The organism is Rhodoferax sp. (assembly GCF_018063565.1).
GTDB lineage: Bacteria > Pseudomonadota > Gammaproteobacteria > Burkholderiales > Burkholderiaceae_C > Rhodoferax.
The window spans coordinates 1-24,659 of the sequence record NZ_JAGPBB010000036.1; the positions used below are offsets into that span (position 1 = coordinate 1).

Below are 24,659 nucleotides of genomic sequence, written 5' to 3' on the forward strand. Positions count from 1 at the left end.
CCACATGAGGCAGCGGTGGTTGTACCACCGGTGGCTTGGGCGGATCCACATGCAACGGAGGTTGGTTCAACGGTGGTTGCTGTGGTGGTGTGACCACGGGCGGCAGAGTTGGATGTGGCAGCGGTGGTTGTGGCGGATCAACGTGGATCGGGGGCTGCGTCACCGGCGGTTGATTGCTTGGCGTCACGACCCAAGGGCCCGAGACATCCAGATCCACATGTGTCAGCGGGCCGATGTTGACAAGACCAGGGGCAACAGTACCTGTCTGTGTCAATAACTGAGGGGGGATTCCGGGTTCACATTGTGGCGAAGGCGAGCCGTCAGTATGAAATGTCCGCTCGGGTCCGGCCGGCGCATAGGCGGCCGGATCGACGTTGGCATTAGCATTAGTCGAGATACCCGCCACATCCGGTTCAATGTCCGAAGCGGGAATCGGCTCAGGGCTGATGCCCGTTTCCCAGGCGATGGGAACCATTTCGCCGCCTTCGATGGGTTCGCCAACCTTGCCAAGCGGTTTCTCACGGGTTTTGAGAAGCATCGCCTGCTGTTCAGCTGTCAGGTCGGATCTGGTGAAACCAGTGTTTTTTTTGTCCATTGCTCACCTCGGAAAGGACAGAGTAGGGGAGTGGCTATCGCTCGTGGAAGGCGGTGTCAGAAGCAAGGAATATCGGCTTCAGCAGGTACTGCATAACCGACTTGCGACCGGTGGCGATATCGGCCTCCCCGGTCATGCCTGGCATCAGACGGTGGTTCTCGGCGCCGACAAAGGGTTTGACAAGTGCCACTTCGACCTTGTAAAACGGCGCGCCGTTTTCCTTCATCTTGGTGGAAGTGGGTGCCACGCGTTTGACATGCCCCTCCACCGCGCCAAAGCGTGCCGAGTCAAAGCTGTCAAGCTTGACGCTGGCGCGCTGACCCTCTTTGATGAAGCCAATGTCGCGCGGCAGCACCATGACCTCCATCACAATATCCATGCCGGTCGGTACGATCTCTGCCACCACGCCACCCGGTGCCACCACGGCCCCTTCTGCGGTTTGGGGCAGGTTCATGACGATTCCGGTGACAGGTGCCTTGATTTCGATCCGGCCCTGCCGATCTTCCAGTGCCTTGCGCTCTGCCTGAAGTTCTCGCAGTTGCTCGGTCACCTTGCTGACCTCCTGGCTCAGTTGCTGGTTAAATTCGGCCCGCACCCGGGCAACTTCGGCGCCTACGCCGCCCACCGTGCTGCGCATACCAGCGGTGCGGGCTGTTGTATCGGCCAGTCGTTCCTCAAGTGACGAGACCTGCTGGCGTGCATCGCTCAGGGCCAATTGGGTCACCACACCCTTCTTTGCCCCTTCTTCCAGTCGACGCAGGCGGTCCTGGGCTTCCCGAATCTCGCGCTGTATGAGTGGCAGATTTTCCTCAGCCCCTCCGATCAAGGCACTTTGCTGCCCGGCCTCGCCACGTTTCGCAGCAATGGCGGCGTCGCGGTTGGCAATCTGCTCCCGGTAGGTCATCAGTGCCTGCTGTACCAGCATGGGGTATTCCGGCTGAAAACTGGCGAAATCGGGCTTGCGACTTTCCAGCACCGCCAGCATGCGCTCGCGATCAATGGCCAGTGCGTTGAGCTTGATGTCAGTCTGAGTTCTGAGCTTTTCGATGTCGGTGGTGGCAAAGTCCGCGATGACTTGGCCCACTTTGACACTGTCACCCTCCTTGACATGCAATTTGACAATGGTGCCGCCTTCCTGGCTTTGCAGCACCTGCACATGACCACCGGGCTGAACTTCGCCGCGTGCGCGGGCGAGTTCGTCAACTTGGGCCAACATGGCCCAAGCGAACAGCACGATGACACCAGCAACGATACCCATCAAGGTATGTCGCAAAGTCCGTGACTGGCCACGGTCATCCAGCAGGGCGTCAATGCTGGAAAGCGTGCGCGTATCACCGGCAGCGATGGTAACAATGTCGGGTGTGGAAACTTGACTCATGGCGTGTTCCTTGAAAATCAGACTTTTGCTGGCGCCGCGACAGACTCTGGCGTCGCGACCGGGCCGAAATGGGCAAGTTGTCCGTCGTTGAGGACGGCGACCAGATCGCATCGTTGAATCAGGTCAGGGCGATGCGTGGCCAAAACGACGGTACTTTGGCCACGTAAACTATCCAGTAGAACCATCAGGTGCGGGTCGAGCGCCGGGTCCCGGTCGCCAAGCGGATCATCGAGCAGCACCAGTGGTGGATCACCCAGCACCGACGCGGCCAGTCGCACGATAAACCGACCCCGCGTTGCCTCGCGGTCTTCGCGCGACGGCGCGATACTGACATCCAGGGCCGCAGCGGCGGAACTGGCGTTAAAAAACTGCCACCATTTCTCACCCGCTACGCGGCAAAGTGCGTCAAACAGTTCCCGGTCGGTACTGACAGGTCGGCGCAAAGTCATGGCCTCGCGCACTGTGATTGGCAGCGCCGGAATCTGTTGAGGCAGGTAGCCATGCCATGAACGGTAGTCCACCGGATCAAACTGACGAATGTCGCGACCTCCAATACGCACACGGCCATTCTGTGGTGGGCGTATGCCCGCAAGAACTTCAAGCAAGCTACTCTTTCCGGCGCCATTGGGGCCGACAACCGCCAGAATCTGACCCGGTTCAAGCTTGAAGCTGATTCCAGCAAGAGATGGTTCGCGGTCTGCACTGTAACGGTGGTACAGGCGATCGGCTTCCAGCGCGGGTGTCAGGCTGGTCACTGTGGAGGTCAGCTGCGGGTTGGATGCCTCATCGGGTGTGGACAGCAGGCGATCCAGCTGGTGTGTGGAGTCCACCAGTTGCTTCACGCGGACCTGGCTGGCGAAAAATTGCTGGGCTGGCGTGGTGACTCGCCAGATCAGCATCATTGTGGCAATCAGGCCGCCGGTGCTCATGTCCTGTGCCAGCACCAGCGCGATCCCCATGCCCATGGTTGCCAGCACAATCAGCATCGACAGCGCTTGCCCGACAGTCTGCGTCAGCGCGTTGGCCAGGGCGTATTCGCGGTTAAGCGCCACAGATTGCGCCACCAGATCGCTGATCTGGCGGTTCCAAAGGGCAGTGCCTGGCACCCCCCGCAACGCGCGAAGCCGGCTGGTCAGCACACTGATCATTTCGCCCAAGCGACGGGAGACAAGGCTGACGGCATTTGCCCGGGCATTGAGCATGGTCGCCAGCGGCCATGAGATCAGCGCAAACAACATCAGCCCGATCACAGGGACAAAGACGATCCACCCGCCAAGCAGGGCAATCACGATGAGAAAGATGATGATGAAGGGATAGTCGGCATTCACTGCGCCGCTTGCCCCACTGAACCATTGGCGCGTGCTCTCCAGAGTACGTAGACGGATCAGGTTGTTTTCGATGCCAAGCCGGGCCGATACCTCAAGCGGGAGTCCGAGCGTCTTGCCCATGGCAACATGGCTGATGTGCGCTCCCGCCCATCCGGTGAGCCGGGAAACCAGGCTCACCCGCGCCATACGCAACCCCCAGGCGCCGATGACGGCAAGGGTGGCACCAGCCGCCATGGACCAGAGCGTACCGGTGGCACCGCTGGGTATCACCATGTTGTAAACAAACATGGTGAAAAGTGACAGTGCCAGCGCCAACAGGTTGGCCGCCAAACTGACGACCAGCACACCGCCAACTTCGCGGCGCGCCACCATCAGCAGTTTGCCCAACCAGCCAACTTGCGGTGCGTCGAGCGGCTGAAAGGTCGGGTCGGGTTCGATCAGCAACAGTGTGTCAGCCGGGCCGGGTTCGGGGCACTGTAGAACCACTGCACCGTTGTGCCACCACTCCTGGTTGTCACAGCGACCCAGGTAGACCCGTGCCTGACCAGCCGCTTCAACAATGCTGCCGGTGGGCAAAGTGTCGAATCCACCGGACCACTCACCCCAGCGCAATTGGCGCATTCGTAAACCCTGGCTGCCAAGCAGCCCAGCGAGGCCCTCAACACCCAGCGCGTTGTCCCTGGATGGCAAGCCCGCAAGCAGCCGCCGCGGCGCACCCAGCCAGTTGAGCACGACCAGCAGTGGTGCAATACAACGCGCCAGGGGTGAGCTGGCCAGGCGGGGTTCCCCGATGACGGCATTGATGGCTGCGATCCGCGAGGATTCGCTGGCGAAACTTGCGGTTGGATGCGCGTTGTTCATTGCTCACCTCCCTGACTTTTGAGCGCCAGCGAGCAGGTACACGCAGCGATCAGGGGTTCCTTGTAGGTGGCGATCAGCACGGTGGTTTTGCCACGCAGGGTCTGGAGGTAAGCCGCCAGACGTTTGACCCCGTCGATGTCCAGGCCACTTGCCGCATGGTCAAGCAGCAGAATTCGCGGCTGGCGAAGCAGCGCGCGGACGATGGCGATGCGCTGGTAGATGCCTTCGTCAATCTGTTCGGCGTTGGCCGGGCCAACCTCCGTGAGCACACCGTTCTTGAGTTTGTCAATATGTGCCTGCAACCCCAGCGCTTCGCACAGCGGTGTGACCTGGGCGTTGTAGCGAGGATCGTACAGGGTCAGGTTGTTCAGTATCGAACCCGGCACCAACGCCAGCTGACGGGTCACCAGCATCACGGCGCGCCGATAGTCGTCATGGTTGTACTTGTCCAGATCGACGCCATCCAGCTCGACCCGAATGCCATCATCCTGACTCAGCCCAGCGATGGCGCTCAGCAAACGCGAGGCCAATGGCGTTTCGCTGGTATCGATGTGCACAATTTCACCCGGCGCAAGGACGGCCGGCGCTGCCAGAAGATCTGGCGCGTCGATACGCAGTTGCCCAAGTTTTACCACCGGGCCAGGTTGCCCGGGCTCAACCCTGAAAGTCGGCGCATCTGGTAGATCCAACAGATCATCGACCATTTTTTGAGATTCCCCGATGCGGGCTAATTGGGACCAATAACCAAGGCTGGCCATCGCCGGGCCAATCGATCGCCCGGCCAGCATGGTGCAGGCCGCCAGGGCACCGGTTGTCAGTCCTCCGTCCATGACTTCCATCGCGCCAAAGCTGACGATCAGCACCGTTGATAGCTGACCAATCGCAGCGGCGTTTTCGCGTACCCAGCCAAGTCTTGTTTCCAGTTCGGCATTCACCGACATTGATCGCACATTGATCCCGCGCCAAATTCCGGTCAAACTGGCTTCGGCACCTGTGGCCTTGAAGTAAGCCAGTGCACCGAACAATGTCCAGGCAAAATCCTGGCGCTGCCGGGATTCATGCTCAACTGCGGATGCCAGACGTTTGATCTCCGGGTTCCACTTCACGGCAAACCCCAGCGCCAGAACAAACAGCGCCAGCGGTATGACGGCGAGCCAGCCGCCGATGTAGGCAATCAGTACAAGGTAAAGCGCGACAAACGGAAGTTCATAGAGCGCAGCGCCCGCCTGACCTGACCAGAAGTCACGCACGTGGCCGATGGCGCGAAGGGCATCACTGATGGCAGCAGGGCCACGACGTTCGACAGCACCGATATCGGCGTGCTGGAGGCGCTCCAGTGCGGCCATGGTTGTCATCGCCTCATACCGTGCCCCAAGCTTGGCGAAAATCGCCAGACGGCCATACCGCAGAATCGCCTCCAAGACAATGGCAATACCCACACCGGCGATGAGAAAGGTCGCCGTACCGTAAGCCTGAGAAGGCAATATTCGGTCATAGATCTGCAGCAAGGCCAGCGGCAATGCCAGTCCCAGCAGGTGCATGACCAGAGAAACAACAAAAACGTCGGGGCGCAGGAGCGCAAACGCTTGCGGTTTGCCAACTCGTGAAATAGGCGAGGCGAGTGATGCAGGCATAGGTCTCAGGGCGTTGATTGCGTTGGCGGACGATCCGGGATTCTCCGTGAGAATAGCCTAAAAACATAGCAAACGACTTGGCTCTGGCTGATCCTTCGTGGCGGGTACAACATGACGCCTAGAATCAGCACCTCACCGGGGGTGTCCGCTTCTTTGGCGGGCTGAGAAAGTCCCCATACCTGATCTGGATCATGCCAGCGTAGGGAGCGTGAAGGTTTTGGGTTCGAACGCTTGTCGGCAAACCTTGTACCGCGCGCTTGATGCGTTGGTGCTCTGAAAGGCTTGCCATGAAGCGTCGTTTTTTCCCCTTTGCATCGGCCACTTGCCTTGCGTTTCTGTGGTCTGCACCCGTGCAGGCGGCAGACACTTTGCGTGTCATGGTCCACGGCTCATTTGCCCTGCCCAAACTCCTGCTGGCGCAGTTTGAACAGGACACGGGCGTGACGCTGAGCATTCTCAAGGGTGGCAATGCGGGTGAAATGCTCAACAAGCTGATCCTGACCCGTGCCAACCCGGTGGCGGACGTGGTGTTTGGCATCGACAACACCCTGGCGGCCAAGGCGCAGGCGGCCGGTGTGCTGGACGGCAAACTGACCCCGGTGGATTTCGGATTTGTCAGCATCAACTTTGACAAGACCGCCATTGCGCAGCGGGGCATGACCTTGCCCAAAACCCTGCATGATCTGACCCAGCCTGCCTATAAGGATGCGTTGGTGGTGCCCAACCCGGCGACCAGCAGCGCGGGCTATGCCTTTTTGCTGGCGACCATTGCCGGGCTGGGCGAAGAAGCGGCCTTTCAGTGGTGGGGTCAGATGCGCACCAATGGTTTGAAAACCGCCAAGGGCTGGAGCGAGGCCTACTACACGCAGTTCACCCGCGGCGGCGGGTCACAGCCACTGGTGGTAGGTTATGCCACCAGCCCGGCCGCCGAAGTGTTTTACGCCAAAGAAAAGCGCACTCAGGCACCCACCGGGAGTCTGACGCTCAAGGGTGGCGTGTTTAAGCAGACCGAAGGTGTGGCCCTGATCAAGGGCGGGGCGCAACGCCAGGCGGCGCTGAAGTTTGTGGACTTCATGCTGTCCCGCCCGGTTCAACAGGCCTTGCAAACCGAGATGTGGATGTACCCCGTGCAAGCGGGCACCCCTCTGGCTCCGGCACTACAGCACGCCGCAGCACCCGAGCATTTTGAGAGCATGTCCGAGCAGGCCATCGCTGACAACGGTGCCAAATGGGTTGCCCGCTGGACCCAGGTGGTGCTGAAGTAGCTTGCACATGGCAAACCTGCAGGTGCTTGCTGTCCGAGTTCAGGCGGATGTTGATCCCGCACCAGGCGGGTGGGTGTTATGAACTTGTGGTTGACCCGCTGGCGTGGGCTCGGGCTGGCGTTGTTGCCCATGGCCGTGTTGGGTTGGTTGTTGCTGGCACCGGTCGCACGCCTGGGCTGGGCTGGTCTGTCGGGCGAATTCAATGCGCCGGGTGACTGGTCAATCTGGCAACCCTGGCACGACGCCTATCTGCGTGGGCGGGTCCTCTGGTCGCTGGCGCAGGCCGCCATCACCTGCGTGCTGGCGCTGCTGCTGGGACTGCCCCTGGCCTGGGTGCTGGCACGTTTTGAGTTTGCCGGGCGCACCGTGGTGCTGCGTTTGTTGATGTTGCCATTTGTGGTGCCGACGCTGGTGGCAGCGCTGGGGGTGCTGGCTTTGTGGGGGCCGCGCGGACTGATCAGCAGCGCTCTGGGCATCAACCTGCAAGACACACCGTGGCTGCTGCTGTATGGCAACCTGTTTTTTAACCTGTGCCTGGTGGTACGGGCCGGGGTGGATGCGCTGGCTCAGGTGAACGCCCACCAGTTGGCGGCAGCCCGATCTTTGGGTGCCACCCGATGGCGCGCGTTCTGGCGGGTCGAGTGGCCCGGCATTGCGCCCTGGCTCATGGCCAGCCTGTGCCTGGTATTTTTGTATTGTTTTTCCGGTTTTGGTCTGGCGCTGGTATTGGGGGGCCAGCGCTATGCCACGGTGGAGGTTGAAATTTACACACTGGTGGCCCACGAGCTGCAATTGGGACAGGCCAGTGTGCTGGCATTGTGGACCCTGCTGCTCACGGGCGGCGTGGCACTGGCGTATGCGATGCTTGAAAAAAGGCTGGCGGCCCCGGTGCGAATCGCGCCAGTGGCACGTGTGCAACCCTGTGGCTGGCGTCAATGGCTGGCGGTCGCAGGCACGTTGCTGGTGCTGTTCTGGGTTTCCGCCTTGCCGATATTTGCTATATTTGTAAAGGCATTGAGTGCCCTGTATCAGGGCGCTAATGGCATATTTGACTCAGAAATGTGGGTGGCTTTGGGGAACACGCTGCGTTTTTCAGCAGCGGCACTGGTATTGGCCACGCTGCTGGGTGTCTTGCATGCGCTGGCGCTGCGTACCTCCCTGCTGTGGCGGGCATTGGTTTTTTTGCCTTTTGTGGTGTCACCGGTGACAGTCGCCTTTGGCTTGCTCTTGTTGTACCCGTCCTGGACCGCCAGCCTGCCGCTGTTGCTGCTGGCGTATGCGGTGTTGGCGTATCCATTTGTTGCCAAAGCTCTGGTGGCGGGGCTCGACAGCCTGCCCCCACCATTGACACAGGTCGCTCGCACCCTGGGTGCCAGTCCGTGGCGCTGCTTCTGGCGCGTGAGCTTGCCGCTGCTGGCGCCCGCCATGCGCCGAGGCATGGCGTTTGCAGCCGCCACCGCCTTGGGAGAATTTGCCGTGACCCTGTTTTTGTCTCGACCTGAGTGGGCCACACTCACCACGCTGATTTATCAGCGCCTGGGTCGCGCAGGGCAGACCAACCTGGACGCGGCCATGGTGCTGGCCTGCGTGTTGATGGTTTTGGCACTGCTGGCATTTTTGCTGATCGAGTGGCCAACGCCTCAGCAGGGGGCGGCGCGCGTGCCGCCCCCAAGATCGCAACCCCAAGCTCAGTGGCCCGCGCAACATGCTTGAATTGCGCGACATCTGCCAGCAGTATGACCACCAGCATTCGCTGCACAACGTGAATTTGCAGGTGGCCGCAGGCGAGATTGTGGCGTTGCTGGGGCCGTCCGGAAGTGGCAAGAGCACACTGCTCAGCATCATTGCGGGCTTGCAGCCGCCCGATGCGGGCAGTGTCTGGCTGGATGGTGTCGACATCACCGCGCTGCCGCCAGAGCGACGTGGTTTTTCCCTGATGTTTCAGGAGTTCGCCCTGTTTCCTCATCTGAACGTGCAGGACAACGTGGCCTTTGGTCTGGTGGAGCAGCGAGTGCCGCGCGCCCATGCGCGGGCACAGGCCTTGCAAATGCTGGAGCTGTTTGGTCTGGCCCAGTTGGCGGCACGGCGGGTGTGGAACCTCTCTGGCGGTGAGCAGCAGCGCGTGGCGCTGGCGCGTGCCCTTATCACACGCCCGCGTGCCTTGTTGCTGGATGAACCGTTCTCGGCCCTGGACACCGAACGGCGGGTGGCACTGCGGGCGGAGTTTCGAAACCGCATTCGAGCCGCCGGGATGGCCACCTTGTTGGTGACGCACGACGAAGCGGAGGCACGCGTCATGGCAGACCGCGCGGTGCGACTGGAGGAGGGTGGGCTTCAGAGCGTGGACTAAGTTTGCGTAAAATCAAGTCCCTCATGTTGAATCAGCACCGCATGTTTTCCCACGGACTGACGCTTGCGCCCTCCAAGCGCCGTCATTTCGACATGCGGCTGCGCCATTGCGGACCTCCTCACGTTGACTGAGCCCTTGTTCCGGCTTTTCTTACGATACGTGGAGTCCTCATGAAATCACTTAAATCCCTTTTTCTCTTGTCTTTCGCCGCTTTCGGACAAGCCTGATGCAGCCGCTGGTCTGGGCCGTCTGGCTGCTGTTGGCGGGCGGCGCGCTGTGCCTCTTGCCGGTGCGTAACCGGCTGCGTGCCAGTTTCGGTCTGTTGTCGCAGGCTGCGGCGACCTTGCTGGTCTGGTCCGCGGTGATTCCGGTGCTGCTGGGCGCACCGGCGCTGACGCTGGAGATGCCGTGGAGTCACCCGATTGGAGAGATGCATTTCAGACTGGACGCCCTGGGTGCCTTCTTTTTAAGCTGGTCGCTACCCATGACGCTGCTCGGCGCGGTGTATGCGGTGGGGTATTTGCGAAAATATTTCGACAGTCCGCGACATGTCGGCGTGCATTTTGGCCTGCTCAACATGATTTCACTGTCGTTCATCCTGGTCTATACCGGTGAGCACGCGGTGACGTTTTTAATGGGCTGGGAGGTGGCGGCACTGTCCGCCTGGCTGCTGGTGATCTGGGACTACAGCAACCAGAAAGTTCGCTTTGCCGGCTTCAACTACCTGGTATCGACCCACATCGGGCTGATTTTCTTGGTGGCGGCGTTCATGATTTTGTACACCCAGACGCAAAGCTGGTACCTGGACGACTTTGGCGACTGGATGCGCGGGCACCCCGGCACGGTGCGCAACATGGTGTTTTTGCTGCTGCTGACCAGTTTTGGCCTAAAGTCTGCGTTTTTTCCGTTTCACTCGTGGCTGCCACGCGCACATGCGGCAGCACCGGCCAATGTGAGCGCGCTGATGTCAGGTGTGATCCACAAGGCCGGGCTGTTTGCGCTGCTGCACTTTTTGCTGATTCAGGGCAAGCCCGATGCTTGGATGGGCTGGCTGCTGCTGGCGTTCTCAGCCACTTCGGCGGTGATTGGCGGGCTCTACACCGTAGGCCAGCGCGACCTGAAACGGCTGCTGGGTTATTCCAGCACCGAGAACGTCGGCATTGCCGGCATTGGTTTTGGCGTCGGCCTGTTGGGCCAGGCGTGGGACGTGCCCAGTCTGGTGGCGCTGGGCTATGCTGGGGGCCTGTTGCATGTGCTGAACCACGCGTTCTTTAAATGCCAATTGTTTTACGCGGCGGGATGCGTTTATCAGGCCAAGCACGGGGTGGACCTGGAGCGTCTGGGCGGCCTGGCCAAACTGATGCCGCTCACCGCCTTGAGCTTTCTGGTGGGCGGTGTGGCGATCTCGGCGCTGCCGCCGTTCAACGGCTTTGCCAGCGAGTTCCTGATTTACAGCGGGCTGTTCACGGGCGATGCCTTGAGTGTCTGGGTCAAGCTGCTGCTGGGCGGCATGGCCACGCTGCTGGCGTTTGTCGGCGCGGTGTCGGCACTGTCGATCACGCGTGCTTATGGCGTGATTTTTATGGGCAACTCGCGCGACGACACGCTGCCGCCGGGTGTTGAGCCCAGCGGCTGGATGCTGGCGCCCCTGCTGATTCACACCGCTGGAACGGTGCTGCTGGGGCTGCTGCCGGTGCTTGGGCTGGCGATGGTGGCGGCACCGACCCGGCTGTTTTTGCAGGCCATGAACCATGCCGATGTGGCTCAGGTGGAAGCGGCCATGGCGAACTTGCAAGCGGTGCTACAGCGGGTCGGATTCATCTCGCTGGCGGTGGCGGCGGGCATGGCCTTGCTGTGGTTGGCGCACCGGCTGTGGCAGCGCAATCCAGCCGCCAGTGGCGCCACCTGGGGCTGCGGGTACACGGCAGGCAGCGCACGGCTGCAATACACAGCCAGCAGTTTTGCCAAAGACTTTGCGCACAACTACGACGGCGCGCTGGTGCTGCTCAAACGGCAGAAGGCGCCGATTGGCTATTTTCCTGACGATGCCTATGTGGTCACCCATTGCGTCGATGCCGTGGAGCGCCGGCTCTATAACGTGATTGGTCAAGGCGACCAGTCGGCGGGGCTGATCTCCCGGTTGATGCATGAAGACGACCCGCGCCTGGGGTTCGCGCTGGGGTTGGCGGCAGTGGTGGCCATTGCCGCATTGGTGGTGCTGTCGCAAGGGGCGTTGCCATGAGCGCGCCGGTCTGGTTGACGCTGGCACACATCGCCCTGGTGCTGGGGATGCCGTTTTTGCTGGTCGGGGTGATCAACCGCACCAAATCCTGGTGGGCGGCGCGCCAGGGGCCAGGGCTGCTGCAATCCTTTCACGACCTGCGCCGCCTGCTGCGTAAACGGCCGGTGGTCAGCCACACCGCCACGCCACTGTTTCGCGCCAGCGCCTGGGTGGTGCTGGCCTGTAGTCTGCTGGCGATGGGGTTTGCGCCCCTTTTGGGTCAGTTTGCACCACTATCGTTTGCGCATGACTTTGTCGCCATGGCCTATACGCTTGGGCTGGCGCGCCTGGTGCTGATGCTGGCCGCGATGGACGTGGGCAGCCCGTTTGAAGGCATGGGCGCGGCGCGCGAAGCGATGTTTGGCGCGTTTGCCGAACCGGCGCTGTTCTTGCTGCTGGGCACACTCAGTGCCGCCACCGGTTTGAGCAGTTTTGCCGACCTGCTGGGGCACCTGCACCACACACCGTATTACGCACTGATCGTGCTGCCGCTGACCTTGGCGCTACTGATCCTGCTGCAAACCGAAGCCGCCCGGGTGCCGGTGGATGACCCGCAGACGCACCTGGAACTGACCATGATTCACGAGGTGATGATCCTCGACCACAGCGGCCCCGATTTAGCTGCCATGCAATACGCCGCTGGCCTCAAGCTCACGCTGTATGCCGGGCTGATCGCCACCTTGCTCAACCCGTTTGACCCGTTGGTCGCACCTCTGGCGGCGATTGCCACGTCAATCGGCCTGATGCTGGCCGTGGCCCTGGTGGTGGGTTGTTTCGAGTCGCTGATGGCGCGCTTGCCGCTCAAGTGGGTGACCGGCTATGTCTGGGTCGCGGGCTGGCTCACTTTGCTGGCCGCGGCCGTGGTGGGCGTGACCGGGGGCGGCTTATGAATGTGGCCAACAACCCGACGCTGGCGTTGATCGCCTGCCTGCTGGCCACGGTGATTCCGGTGTTTTTTGGCCGACTCGCTCACACGCCGACCTGGCTGAGCCTGCAGGCGCTGGCCTTGGGCTGGCTGACGCTCAACCAGCACCAGGAACTGGATGTGCATGCGGCAGCGGCCGGGCTGGAGATTTTGCTGATCCGCGCCTGGCTGGTGCCCCACTTGCTGCGCTGCACCTTAAAAACCACGCCGGCCGCCGAGCTGGAGGTGATGCCTTCAAATTTGTTTGCCTGGGGTGCCGCTGTGGCGCTGATCATTCTGGCGTTCCAGTTTGGTGACGGAGCACGCGCCGACTTGCGTGCGCTCACGCTGGGCGTGACGGCAGCGACGGTGACGATCGCCTTTTTGGTACTGGCCACCAACCACCAGCCCGTGGCGCAACTGGTGGCGCTGCTGTTCATGGAAAACGCGCTGGCGCTGTTTGAATCGCTGATGCCGCAGCCTTGGCCGCTGCCGGTGCACATCGCTGTCAGCGGGGTGTACGTGGGCACTGTGGCGGTGGGAAGCTGGCTGATCCGGGGACAGCATGTTGCAAGCGATTTGGCCCTGCAGCCCAAGGGAGACGAGCGATGATAGCTACTACAGTAGAAGCACCCTCGGCTTCTATAGAAGCCGAGGGTGCCGGTACCCGCTGGGTCGCTCCAGCGCTGGTGGGTGCGGCGGCGCTGATGTGGCTGGCGGCCATCGGGGTGTTTGTTCGCTTCCCCCTGGCTGAGCTGCCGGTCTATTTTGCCAACCGCTACCTGGTTCTCGATGCCACCTCGCTGCTGTTCATTGTGGTCATCAACACGGTGTTTCTGGGCATTTGTGTGTACCTGTACTCGCGCGAGCGCAACACCCCGGCGCTGATGCAGGACATCCGCTCGCGCTCTGCGCTGATGCTCTTGATGATGGCGGTGATCAACGTCGGATTGATGGCCAACCATCTGGTGCTGCTGTGGGCGCTGATCGAAATCAGCACGCTGTGCGCCGCGCCGCTGGTGGCGCGCGGCGAGGTGGCCAACCCGCGTGCGGTAGCGTGGCGCTACATGCTGTATTCCTCAATGTCGCTGGCGATTGCGTTTTTGGGCTTCATGTGCCTGACGCAATCGGCCAATGTGCGCGGGGTGGATATCAACTTCATGGTCGACCAGTTGGGCGCTTCGCTCACCCACGCGCCCGATGCCTGGCAGCACCTGGGTTTGTCATTCATGTTGTTTGGCCTGGGTAGCAAGCTCGGGCTGGCACCGCTGTACGGTTGGCTGCCCGAGACCTACGAGGCCGCGCCCACCACGACCAGCGCCATGCTGTCGTCGATCCAGTTCAATATCAGTATGGTGGCGGTGTTTCGCATCCTGCAAATTTTTCACGGGCTGCAGGCCAACTTTATCTCGCAGGAACTGCTGGTGATGGGCTATCTGTCGCTGGTGGTGGCCGCCGTGCAGATCATGGCCAGCAGCAACTACAAGCGGCTGATTGCCTATGCCTGCGTCAGCTCGTCGGGCGTGATTGCGCTGGGTTTGTCAGTTGGCAAGGCGGCGGCTTACGGCGTGGTGCTGTACATCGTCAGCAACGCGTTTGTCAAAACCCTGCTGTTCCTGACTGCTGGACGGATGCGCTCGGTGTACGGTACACACGAGGTCGGCCCCTTGAGTGGCGTGATTCGCACGCTGCCGCTGGCCGGGCTGCTGTTCACGCTGGGGATTTTTGCGCTGTTGGGGTTTCCGCCGTTTGCCAGCTTTTTGGCCGAGATGCTGATCCTCTCAGGCATCGTGCAAGCCGGCAATTTGATGGCGTTCACGCTGATGTGTGTGATGCTGACGGTGATTTTTGTCGCCACCGGGCGCACCGTGTTCCCGATGCTGTGGGGCCAACCCAAGGTACAGGTCACCGCGCCACCCCAGTCGTGGTTCACGCTGCTGCCCAAGCTGGGGTTTGTGGCGGTGCTGGTGATGCTGGGCACCTACACGCCCGATGTGTTCACCGACCTGCTGCGCGCCGTGGCGGTGTCGATTGGGGGTTGACATGACGCACCACACCACCGCCACGCCTCTGCAGCCATGGCTGCAACGCGATTTGATGGTCCTCGATTTACTGCCAATAGAAGAGCTGGTAGCGCAGGCAAGAAAAGGGCTCGAGGCCAATTTTCATCTTATTTCATGGTTTGGCCGCAGCGCGCGTGCCGATGAGCCGGCGGGGGTGTTTGTCACGGCGGTGTTGTTAGCACCGGGTGAGCCGCTGCGCGTGTTGCGCGGCCATGCGGCACCCGCTGCACACTACCCCAGCCTGACACCGGATTTTCCCGCCGCGCAGATTTACGAGCGCGAGCTGTGGGAGCAAACCGGCCTGTTGCCCGATGGCCACCCCTGGCTGAAACCGGTGCGGTTTGAAGGGGCGCGCCAGCAGCAGATGGCTGACTACCCGTTTTTCAAGGTGCGCGGAGCCGAGGTGCACGAGGTGGGTGTCGGCCCGATCCACGCCGGGGTGATCGAGCCAGGCCACTTTCGCTTCATGTGCCATGGCGAACAGGTGCACCATCTTGAAATTCAATTGGGTTACCAGCATCGCGGTGTCGAGGCACTGCTACTGCGCAAGACGCCGCAGCGCCTGATGCCGCTGGTGGAATCCATCGTTGGCGACTCAGCGGTGGCCTACGCCTGCGCTTTCGCCAGTGCGCTGGAATCTATGGCAAATCGGCCTGTAGCGCTCGCTACGCTTGCGTCACGCGCTATTGGTTTAGAGATGGAGCGGCTCGCCATCCACCTCGCCACCCTGAATGGCCTGGCGACCGACATCGCCTATTTGCAGCCCGCTGCCACCTATGGACGGCTGCGCACCGCCATCATCAACGCCAGTCAGCGCGTCAGTGGCAACCGATTTGGCCGCGGCTGGATTCGCGCAGGCAGCGCCAAACCCGTCGGTGATGCCCTGCGGCAAGACCTGCTGACCACGCTGCGTGCCTTTCTGCCGCATTTTCAGCAAGCCAACGCGCTGCTGCGCACCAGTCGCACGGCACAGGCGCGTTTTCAGGGGGTGGGGGTGGTCAGCACACAAGCCGCACGCGACATCGGGTTGAACGGTGTGGTGGCGCGCGCCAGTGGCGTGGCGCTGGACCTGCGCCACGCCTTGCCCGGTGCTTTTTACGCCCAGTACCCGACCCAGCCGCTGGCGCACACCAGCGGTGACTGCTGGGCGCGCACGCTGCAGCGCATGAATGAGGCGGAAATCAGCGCGCAGTGGCTGATCGACCGGCTGTCCGACATCTCACTGGATTTGACCCAGACACCCGACCCGCACGCAGCGAAGTCCTTCGCGCCCAACAGCCAGGGCGCCCAAAGCGGCTCGCCTGGAGCAAGCCATGCCCCAGTGCCCGATGCGTCCCACCACCCCTGGGCGCTGCAACCCAACGCACTGTGCGTGTCGCTGGTCGAAGGCGTGCGCGGCCCAGTGATGCTGGCCCTTGAATCCGACGCGGCGGGCCAGCTGATTCACGCCAAGGTGCAAGACCCGTCGCTGGCCAACTGGTTTGGCCTGGCGTGGGCGCTGCGCAATCAGGCGATTTCAGACTTTCCCATCTGCAACAAGAGTTTCGATTTGTCTTACTGCGGCAACGATTTGTAGGCCACCCATGTTCAAAAGCATCGCCGTTCGTAAGTCCCAGGGCACACAGTACATCCCTGACCTGTACGCCGCGCAACCTGGCGGCTTTCGCGGCAAACCGCAAATTGTCGATGTGCCTTGCGCGAGCGGCTGCATGGCCTGTGCCGAAGTGTGCCCGAATCAGGCGGTGATGCTCAGCCCGATGGACCGCGATCCGGTGGTGTTTGACCTGGGCCGCTGCGTGCTGTGCGGCGACTGCGCAACGGTGTGCCCGTCGGGCAAAATCAGCTTTACGAACGATGTGAAAATCTGCGCCACCCGCCGCGAGGCGCTCACCGTCAGCGCGATGCACCCCAACATCGAACCCCTGAAGGTCAGCGCCGAGCTGAAAAAGCGCTTTGGCCGCTCGCTCAAACTGCGTTCGGTGTCGGCCGGCGGCTGCAATGGCTGCGAGATGGAAATCAACGCCTGGGGTAACGTGAACTTTGACATTGGCCGCTACGGCATCGACATCGTCGCCAGCCCGCGCCATGCCGACGGCCTGGTGCTGTCCGGCCCGATCAGCCGCAACATGATGGACGCCCTGCAGATCTGCTGGGACGCGATGCCCGAGCCCAAGCTGGTAATTGCCGTGGGGGCATGCGCCATTTCGGGTGGTGTATTTGCCCAAAGCGAGGCTTTGGGACGCGAGTTTCTCGACAAGTATCCACCCAGCCTATACGTGCCCGGTTGCCCGGCGCACCCGCTGACCTTTATCAGCGGCATCATGGATTTGCTGGGCATCGCGAGGTAGGCGTTGCAATGGGCCGCGTATGGCGCGCATTTGGCCCGCGTCACGGGTTGACGTGGTTGCCACGGGCATCCGATCAGAGAGCATCACCCGCTTCGTCAGCCGGGACAGATTGTTCCTGATCCGGCTTTGTTTTTGGCCAGGGCGCAATTGGCGGCGGAAATCCAACAAAGGCCAACACCAACAATACCGGAAGCAGGATATAGAAAAGCGGTCGCTTCAAACTCAGCTTGATGTTCATGTTGCCAGCAACTTCTGTGCTCGCTGCCGCATTTCAAGATGATGGGCTACTTTTTCCTTGCTGCTTCTGCCCCAGCTGTACGATGGTCCGGCACAAGGCTCAAAGCCTCGGGCGACTGCTAACCTGTCGGCGCACCGCCAGCAGGATTCCGCGCAAAATTTCCACTGGCTCGGGTGGACAGCCAGGTACGGTCACATCCACCGGGATGACATTGGCCACGCGCCCGCAGGTGGCGTAGGTCTCGCCAAACACGCCGCCATCGCAGGCGCAGTCGCCCACAGCCACCACCAGCTTGGGCTCGGGGGTGGCCTCATAGGTACGCTTCAAGGCCATTTCCATGTTGCGCGACGCTGGCCCGGTCACCAGCAGCAGATCGGCATGGCGTGGACTGGCGACAAACTTGATGCCCAGCCCTTCGATGTTGTAGTAGGGGTTGCCCAGCGCGTGGATTTCCAGCTCGCAGCCGTTGCAGGAACCTGCATCGACTTGGCGGATGGTCAGCGATTGCCCTAAAATTTGTAGCAGTTCACGATGGATGCGTGAGGGCTCAAGGGCAGAAACGTCCCCGATATCGGGGGCAGGTTCGGTCGGGATACCCGCTTTGCCGATTTGCCAGGCCAGTTTCCAGATCATGTTGGCATCCTCACAGGTCCTGGCCCGAATAGCTCAGGTTGAACGACTTGTTGATCAAGGGAAAGTCAGCCACGATGTCGTTCATGATGGAATGCTCCAGCACCGGCCAGTTTTGCCACGACGGGTCGTGCAGGTGGCAGCGCCGGATGCAGTTCCCTTGCTCGGCACCGGCCAGCTCCAGCGCGACAAATATCTCACCGCGCCAGCCTTCCACCCAACCAGCACCCTGGCTTGGCTGCTGCGGCAGGGCCACCTCGCTCTGCAGTGCACCCACCGGCAGTTCGCGCAAGATGCCGTGAATCAGTCGCAAGCTTTCCAGCAGCTCGTCAAAACGCACCGCCACGCGGGCCGCCACATCGCCGCTGCGGTGGCTGGCACGATTGACCTGCAGTTCGGCGTAGGGCGCGAACGGGTGGTCGCAGCGCACATCCTGGCGCTGGCCGCTGGCCCGCCCCGCCAGCCCGGTGAGACCCAGTTGCCCGGCCAGCGCGGGGGTGATGCGCCCGGTGATGATGAAGCGGTCTTGCAGGCCGGCGTGCGCTTCAAAAATGTCAAACAGGCCCTTTACCTCGGCTTCGATCACATCACACTGGGAGCGCATCTGGTCGCGCTGCGTCTGGTCAATGTCGTGCAGCACGCCACCGGGCACGATGCAGTCCATCATGAAACGGTGGCCAAAGACCGCTTTCGACAGGCGCTGCCAGTCTTCGCGCAGCCGTGAAAACTGCGCCAGCGCAAAGGCAAATGCCACGTCATTGGCAATGGCACCCAGGTCACCGAGGTGGTTGGCAACGCGCTCGCGTTCCAGCAGCAGCGCGCGCAGCCAGGCGGCCCGCGGTGAAATGCTGCACTGGCAGGCGGATTCGAGCGCCATGCAATAAGCCCAGGCGTAGGCCACGGTGCTGTCACCCGATACCCGCCCGGCCAATCGAAACGCCTGCAGCGCGGGCAGCTGCGTCATGCGTTGCTCCACACCTTTGTGGGTGTAGCCCAAGCGCTCTTCCAGCCGCAGGATATGTTCCCCAACCACCGAGAACCTGAAGTGCCCCGGCTCGATGATGCCCGCGTGCACCGGGCCTACCGCAATTTCATGCGCACCATCGCCGCCGACCGAAACAAATGGGTAATCCGTCAGTTGCCCTGGTGCCGGGGGTGGCAGTGCCAGCGGGTCTTGCAACAGCGGGTAATGGTCAGCCGCCCAGGCACCGTGGTTGAACCAGGGTCGGGTGTCTGGCGCACCGTCAGCATGCACGTTCGACAAATCAGCGGCGGTTCGCTGCATCCGGTTGGCGCAGGGGAACACAACTGACAAATCCGGGTAAATGGCGCGGCCTTCAGTGACTTGCAATGGCAGAGCCAGCCAGAACGCACCATCTGCCGTGACATAGGAGCAAAATATGGCCTTAGCGCTTGCCGGACTTGCGCCGCCAGCTACAGGTGTAATAGCTCCTGAAGCCCACAATGCCAGCAGCCTGCCGCCAGACTCACGCACTGCGCGGGCAGCAACTTGCCATTGCGCAGCCGTAACCTGAGCAAAGCCGATCGGTACCGGTGCACTTAGGCGGGTAAATTCAACTTCAAGACCGGCGATCTTCATGGTCATGCTCGCTTCAACCTCCCAGCATGGCGGCGGCCTGCAGATACCAGCCGTTGAGATAAGGCGGGATGTACAAGCCCAGCACCAGTGCCAGCAGCAAATGGGCAAACACCGGAAGCAGCGCCGGCGGGTGCGCCAGCGGTTTGAGTGTGGAGTCGCCAAACACCATCGGCAACACCCGCACCAGCATCGAGGCAAACGCCACGCCCAAAGCCAGAAACAGGAAGGGGGTGGCCCACGGCTGCTCGCGCATGGCGGTGGTCAAAATCAAAAATTCGCTGGCAAACACACCAAACGGCGGCATGCCCAAAATCGCCATCACGCCCAGCATCAGGCCCCAACCCACCGTCGGGTTGACCTTGATCAGGCCGCGAATCTCGCTCATCTGCTGTGTGCCGGCCTTTTGCGTGGCGTGCCCCACGGTGTAAAAAATGGCCGATTTGACCAGCGAATGCACCGTCATGTGCAGCAAACCGGCAAAGTTGGCCAAGGGCGAGGCCATGCCAAAGGCAAAAGTGATCAACCCCATGTGCTCGATGCTGGAGTAGGCAAACATACGCTTGACATCCTTCTGGCGTGAGATGAAGAACGCCGCTACCACCACCGACAGCAGGCCAAAACCCATCATCAGCTCACCGGCCATGGCGTTGCCTAAAGCGCCATCGGTCAGCACCTTGACGCGCAGCACGGCGTACATCGCTACATTCAGCAGCAAACCTGACAACACCGCCGACACCGGCGTCGGACCTTCGGCATGGGCGTCGGGCAGCCAGCTGTGCAGGGGAACCAGGCCTATTTTGGTGCCATAACCCACCAGCAAAAACACGAATGCCAGCGTGATGATGGTGGGGTCAAGCTGATTCTTGATGGCGGCCAGATCGGTCCACAGCAGCGTGGCACCGTGTTCACCCAGAAGTTTGTCGGCTGCCATGTAGAGCAGCACCGTGCCAAACAGCGCCAGCGCAATGCCGACGCCACACAAAATGAAGTATTTCCAGGCGGCTTCCAGGCTGGCCGCAGTGCGATAGACGCTGACCAGCAGCACGGTGGTCAGCGTGGCGGCTTCCATCGCTACCCAGATGATGCCCAGATTGTTGGTGGTCAGCCCCAGCAGCATGGTGAAGCTGAACAACTGGTACATGCTGTGGTACAGCCGCATGCGTGGCGGCGTCATCTTGCCGTGGTCTTGCTCCACGCGCATGTAGGGGCGTGAAAAGATGGCCGTGGTCAGGCCGACAAAGGCGGTGAGCGTGACCAGAAATACGTTGAGCGGGTCGATGTAAAACAGCTTGTCCCAGACAAACTCCGGGCCCTCGTTGATGACCTGCGCGGTCATGAAACAGGCCGCGACAAACGTGCCCAGACTAAAGGCCACGTTGACATCACGCGCCCAAGCGCGATGCCCGGTGAGTGCCAGCGCCAGGCCACCGAGCAGTGGAATGCCCAAAACCAGAAAAAGTGCGTTCATGCTCAATCGTCCTTGAGCACTTCAAGGTGGTGGATGTCCAGACTGTCAAACTTCTCGCGGATCTGGAACATGAACACGCCCAGAATCAGCACGCCCACCAGCACATCGAGCGCAATGCCAAATTCCACGATCATCGGCATGCCGTTGGTCACGGTGGTGGCGGCAAAGATCAGGCCGTTTTCCATCGACAGAAAGCCGATCACCTGCGGCACCGCTTTGCTGCGGGTGATCATCATCATGAACGACAGCAGCACACACGCCAGCGCAATGCCCAGCGAACCGCCGGCCAGCGAGTCTGACAGGCGCGACACCGGCAGCGCCAGACTGAAGGCAAAAATCACCAGCGCAATGCCGACCAGCATGGTGGTGGGAATGTTCAGCAGCGTCTCGACATCCCAGCGCACATTGAGTTTGTGCAGCATGCGGTGCAGCATCCACGGGATAAAGATCACCTTGAGCACCAGTGTCAGCGCCCCCGACACGTACAGGTCAGGTTGCTGTGTCGCATAGCCCAGCAAAAACGAGGCCGCCACCAGCGCCGCCCCTTGTAGCATGAACAGGTTGATCAGCGACACAATGCGCCGTTGCGAGATCATGGCAAACGCCAGCAACAGGATCAGCGTGGCAAACAGGTTGATGAGTTGCGGCACAAACTTGACCATGGCCAATTACCCCGCACCCAGCAACACATTGACCAGCAGCCCGATCACCGCCAGCAAGAAGGCGGTGCCCAGAAACTCCGGCACGCGAAAAATGCGCATCTTGGCGCTGGCGGTCTCGACCAGCGCCAACAGCATGCCACCAATGGCCAGTTTGAAAAGTAGCACCGGCAGCGCCAGCAGCAGTGCCAGCGGTGCCTGGGCTTCGGCGATGCCCCACGGGAAAAACAGCGCCAGGCCAATGCACGAGTAGGCAAACAGCTTCAGACTGGCGGCCCACTCCAGCAGCGCCAGATGCCGGGCCGAATACTCCAGAATCATCGCCTCGTGGATCATGGTGAGTTCCAGGTGCGTGTCGGGGTTGTCCACTGGCACGCGGGCGTTCTCAGCCAGCGACACCATGGTGAACGCCACCCCGGCCAGCAGCAAGCTGGGGTAAATCATCAGCTCGCGGTGCGCCAGCGTTTCGACAATGGCGGTGAGTGACGTGGAGCGGGTGATCATGGAGGCGCAAAACAGCACCATCAGTAAAGCCGGCTCGGCCAAAAAACCCACCAGCATTTCGCGCCGCGCGCCCAGCGTGCCAAACGCCGTGCCGATATCCATCGCGGCCAGCGAGATAAACACCCGCGCCAGTGCAAACAGCCCCACCAGCGCAATGGCGTCCGCAGCCGGTGACAGCGGCAGGTCGGTCGACAGGGTGGGGATGATGGCGCAGGCCAGCAACATGCAGCCAAAGATCAGGTACGGTGCCACCCGGTACAGGCTGGAGGCGTGCTCGGCCATCAGCGACTCTTTGTGAAACAGTTTGTGCAGCATGCGGTAGGGCTGTAGCACACCGGGAGCCGACTTGTTTTGCATCCAATGCCGACATTGGTTCACCCAGCCCGACAGCAGCGGTGCGAGCAGCAGCGCGGTCAGCAGCGCCGCCAGTTGCGAAAAAACGCCCAGGACGGTGATGCTTTCGCTCATCGCTTCACCACCAGCAGCACGACGATCAGCGTCGCAAAGCTGTACATCAGATAGACCGCAATGCGGCCCTGCTGCAACAAGCCGACCAGCTTCGAGATGCGTTCAACCCCCCGCGCCAGCGGCAGATACAGCGCGTGCCACAGCGGGTCTTCTACTGTGACGCGGTAGGTGGGCTTGGCGTCAAAGGCGCTGGGCAGGTGCTTGGTCATGCGAAAGAACGGCGAGAAAATACGCCGGATCGGGTGACCAAAACCTTCCGCCGTGTCCTGCATGCGCGCGTTCTGCCAGGGGTGACCGCAGTCCCACGGCGGCACCCGGCGCAAGCGGCCGTGGTAGAGCCAGCGCACCAGCCAGAACGACAGGCCGTAAGTCAGCACAATGCCCAAAAAGAAAATGACCGGCGCATAACTGGCGCGCTCTGCGTTCACCGGCACCAGCAGCCAGCCGCTGTCGGCCACGGTATGCGCCAGCCCGCCATGCACCAGCATGCGTGTCACCGGGTCGATCAGCGCGATCGTGTGGTTGGGAAACAGGCCCAGCAACACGCACCCTGCCACCAGCCACAGCATGCCCAGGCGCTCCCAGTGACCCGCGTCATGCGCCTGCGATAGCTTTTCTTCACGCGGCTGCCCCAGAAAGATCACGCCAAAATACTTCACCATGGTGAAACCCGACAGCGCTGCAATCAGCGCAATCAACGCCGCCATCACCGGCACCAGCATGTCCAGTGAAGTATTGGGCAGCCCGGTGGTGAATAAAAAGCTTTGCAACAGCAGCCATTCGGCCACAAAACCGCCAAACGGCGGCAGCCCGGCGCAAGCCAGCGCGCCCACCAGCGTCGGCCAGGCCACCCACGGCATATAGCGGATCAAACCGCCAAGCTTGCCCAGACTGCGCTCGCCCGTGGCGTGCAACACCGCGCCGGTGCTGCAAAACAGCAGGCTTTTGAAAAACGCGTGGCTGATCATGTGGTACAGCGCGGCGGTGAGCGCCAGCGCCGCAAAGGCGTGCATGGCGTAGCTGGAAAACAGCAGCGACAAGCCAATACCGGCGCACATCAGCCCAATGTTTTCAATGGAGGAATACGCCAGCAAGCGCTTCATCTCGACCTGCACGGTGGAAAACACCACGCCAAACAGCGCCGTGGCCAGCCCCAGCCCCATCAGCAGCACCCCCCACCACCAGAGGCGGGTTTGCAGCAGGTCAAACGACACCCGCAAGATGCCGTACAGCGCAATTTTGAGCATCACCCCACTCATCAGCGCCGAAAAGGGCGAGGGCGCTGCCGGGTGCGCCTCAGGCAGCCAGGCGTGCAGCGGCAGCAGCCCGGCCTTGGCACCAAAGCCAAATACGGCCAGCACAAACGCCACTGAGCCCCAGAACGGTGTCAGGTTCTGCTGGCGCATATTGGCAAAGGTGTAGTCACCCGTGCCCGCCTGCAGCAGGCCAAAGCACAACAAAATACCCAACGCACCCACATGCGCCACCAGCAGATACAAGTAACCCGCCTGGCGGATCGCCGCGTGGCGGTGATTGGCCAGCACCAGAAAGAAGGAAGACAGCGCCATGGTTTCCCACATCACCATGAACATGTAGGCATCATCAGCCAGCACCAGCAGCGCAATGCTGGCCAGAAAAACGTGGTACTCCAGACAGATCAGCCCCGGCGGCGTGCCTTCGCCCTTGCGAAAGTAACCGGCTGCAAATGCCGAAACACCCGCCGAGACGCCGCCGATCAGCAGCAGGAAAAAGCTCGAAAGACTGTCCAGCCGCAGGTGAAATGGCAGTTGCGGCAGTCCCAGTGGCAATACGGCGGTTTGCACGCTGGCAAACATGGCGTTCAGTGCCACCGCCATCAGCAGCAGCGAAAGCAGGGCGCCGGCTGGAAACAATACGATGGCGACCAAGCGCAAGCGCCGCAACGCGACCACCCCCGCAGCGCTGATCAGCAACCAGCCAAACACTACCAGCAGCACCCAGTCCAAGTGGACCCACGTAGCGGGACTGGTGAAACTGTTCATCTGCGACAGGGTGATGCGATAGGTTTGGGCAGGTCGATGGCTAGCTGCGATATTACACCGCGGT

At 61.5% G+C, this 24,659-nt stretch carries 19 protein-coding genes, 1 pseudogene and 1 riboswitch; of the genes and pseudogenes, 9 read left to right on the forward strand and 11 right to left on the reverse strand.

The window, feature by feature from the left end:
• From KBF66_RS10110 to KBF66_RS10125, 4 genes and pseudogenes are all read right to left on the reverse strand, one after another.
• Positions 1-595: pseudogene (locus KBF66_RS10110) on the reverse strand (hypothetical protein); the annotation flags it as partial.
• Between the two features lie 34 nt (positions 596-629).
• Positions 630-1,973, reverse strand: a complete 1,344-nt coding sequence (locus KBF66_RS10115) for an HlyD family type I secretion periplasmic adaptor subunit (RefSeq protein WP_296655963.1) — start codon at positions 1,971-1,973, stop codon at positions 630-632.
• 17 nt (positions 1,974-1,990) lie between these two features.
• On the reverse strand, positions 1,991-4,162 hold the full coding sequence (locus KBF66_RS10120; RefSeq protein WP_296655965.1) for an ATP-binding cassette domain-containing protein: 2,172 nt from the start codon (positions 4,160-4,162) through the stop codon (positions 1,991-1,993).
• Positions 4,159-5,796, reverse strand: a complete 1,638-nt coding sequence (locus KBF66_RS10125; RefSeq protein WP_296655968.1) for an ABC transporter transmembrane domain-containing protein — start codon at positions 5,794-5,796, stop codon at positions 4,159-4,161. Before KBF66_RS10125 ends, KBF66_RS10120 begins: the two co-directional genes overlap by 4 nt.
• Before the next feature lie 127 nt (positions 5,797-5,923).
• Positions 5,924-6,020: riboswitch (TPP riboswitch) on the forward strand.
• A 63-nt stretch (positions 6,021-6,083) separates the two neighbouring features.
• Here KBF66_RS10125 and KBF66_RS10130 point away from each other — a divergent pair.
• The 9 genes from KBF66_RS10130 (at position 6,084) to KBF66_RS10170 (ending at position 17,007) form a co-directional block, all read left to right on the forward strand.
• Entirely contained in the window at positions 6,084-7,061 is a 978-nt protein-coding gene (locus tag KBF66_RS10130) for a thiamine ABC transporter substrate-binding protein (protein ID WP_296655970.1), read from the forward strand.
• 78 nt (positions 7,062-7,139) lie between these two features.
• The gene (locus KBF66_RS10135; protein WP_296655972.1) at positions 7,140-8,774 is read left to right on the forward strand and encodes an iron ABC transporter permease; all 1,635 of its coding nucleotides are present in this window, start codon (positions 7,140-7,142) and stop codon (positions 8,772-8,774) included.
• Complete coding sequence (locus KBF66_RS10140; protein ID WP_296655974.1) at positions 8,767-9,411, forward strand: ABC transporter ATP-binding protein; 645 nt, start codon at positions 8,767-8,769, stop codon at positions 9,409-9,411. The genes KBF66_RS10135 and KBF66_RS10140 overlap by 8 nt, the downstream gene beginning before the upstream one ends.
• Before the next feature lie 226 nt (positions 9,412-9,637).
• Positions 9,638-11,653, forward strand: a complete 2,016-nt coding sequence (locus KBF66_RS10145; protein WP_296655976.1) for a proton-conducting transporter membrane subunit — start codon at positions 9,638-9,640, stop codon at positions 11,651-11,653.
• Positions 11,650-12,582, forward strand: coding sequence for an NADH-quinone oxidoreductase subunit H (locus tag KBF66_RS10150; RefSeq protein ID WP_296655979.1), 933 nt, complete (start codon positions 11,650-11,652; stop codon positions 12,580-12,582). The genes KBF66_RS10145 and KBF66_RS10150 overlap by 4 nt, the downstream gene beginning before the upstream one ends.
• Complete coding sequence (locus KBF66_RS10155; protein ID WP_296655981.1) at positions 12,579-13,208, forward strand: hypothetical protein; 630 nt, start codon at positions 12,579-12,581, stop codon at positions 13,206-13,208. The genes KBF66_RS10150 and KBF66_RS10155 overlap by 4 nt, the downstream gene beginning before the upstream one ends.
• Positions 13,205-14,638: a proton-conducting transporter membrane subunit gene (locus KBF66_RS10160; RefSeq protein WP_296655984.1), complete on the forward strand. Its 1,434-nt coding sequence runs from the start codon at positions 13,205-13,207 to the stop codon at positions 14,636-14,638. Before KBF66_RS10155 ends, KBF66_RS10160 begins: the two co-directional genes overlap by 4 nt.
• Position 14,639: 1 nt before the next feature.
• Positions 14,640-16,235: an NADH-quinone oxidoreductase subunit C gene (locus KBF66_RS10165; RefSeq protein ID WP_296655986.1), complete on the forward strand. Its 1,596-nt coding sequence runs from the start codon at positions 14,640-14,642 to the stop codon at positions 16,233-16,235.
• 7 nt (positions 16,236-16,242) lie between these two features.
• Positions 16,243-17,007, forward strand: coding sequence for a 4Fe-4S dicluster domain-containing protein (locus KBF66_RS10170; protein ID WP_296655989.1), 765 nt, complete (start codon positions 16,243-16,245; stop codon positions 17,005-17,007).
• 73 nt (positions 17,008-17,080) lie between these two features.
• Here the strand turns inward: KBF66_RS10170 and KBF66_RS10175 are convergent, their stop codons facing one another.
• From KBF66_RS10175 to hyfB, 7 genes are all read right to left on the reverse strand, one after another.
• The gene (locus tag KBF66_RS10175; RefSeq protein WP_296655992.1) at positions 17,081-17,245 is read right to left on the reverse strand and encodes a hypothetical protein; all 165 of its coding nucleotides are present in this window, start codon (positions 17,243-17,245) and stop codon (positions 17,081-17,083) included.
• Between the two features lie 99 nt (positions 17,246-17,344).
• Positions 17,345-17,875, reverse strand: a complete 531-nt coding sequence (locus KBF66_RS10180; protein ID WP_296656035.1) for an NADH-quinone oxidoreductase subunit B family protein — start codon at positions 17,873-17,875, stop codon at positions 17,345-17,347.
• Between the two features lie 13 nt (positions 17,876-17,888).
• Positions 17,889-19,481 carry an NADH-quinone oxidoreductase subunit C gene (locus tag KBF66_RS10185; protein WP_365732542.1) on the reverse strand — a complete coding sequence of 531 codons (1,593 nt, stop codon included), beginning with the start codon at positions 19,479-19,481 and terminating at the stop codon, positions 17,889-17,891.
• 7 nt (positions 19,482-19,488) lie between these two features.
• Entirely contained in the window at positions 19,489-20,943 is a 1,455-nt protein-coding gene (locus KBF66_RS10190) for a hydrogenase 4 subunit F (protein ID WP_296655995.1), read from the reverse strand.
• 2 nt (positions 20,944-20,945) lie between these two features.
• Positions 20,946-21,605, reverse strand: a complete 660-nt coding sequence (locus KBF66_RS10195; protein WP_296655997.1) for a formate hydrogenlyase — start codon at positions 21,603-21,605, stop codon at positions 20,946-20,948.
• 6 nt (positions 21,606-21,611) lie between these two features.
• Positions 21,612-22,574, reverse strand: a complete 963-nt coding sequence (locus KBF66_RS10200) for an NADH-quinone oxidoreductase subunit H (RefSeq protein ID WP_296655999.1) — start codon at positions 22,572-22,574, stop codon at positions 21,612-21,614.
• Complete coding sequence (gene hyfB, locus KBF66_RS10205; RefSeq protein ID WP_296656001.1) at positions 22,571-24,595, reverse strand: hydrogenase 4 subunit B; 2,025 nt, start codon at positions 24,593-24,595, stop codon at positions 22,571-22,573. The genes KBF66_RS10200 and hyfB overlap by 4 nt, the downstream gene beginning before the upstream one ends.
• Positions 24,596-24,659 lie beyond the last annotated feature (64 nt).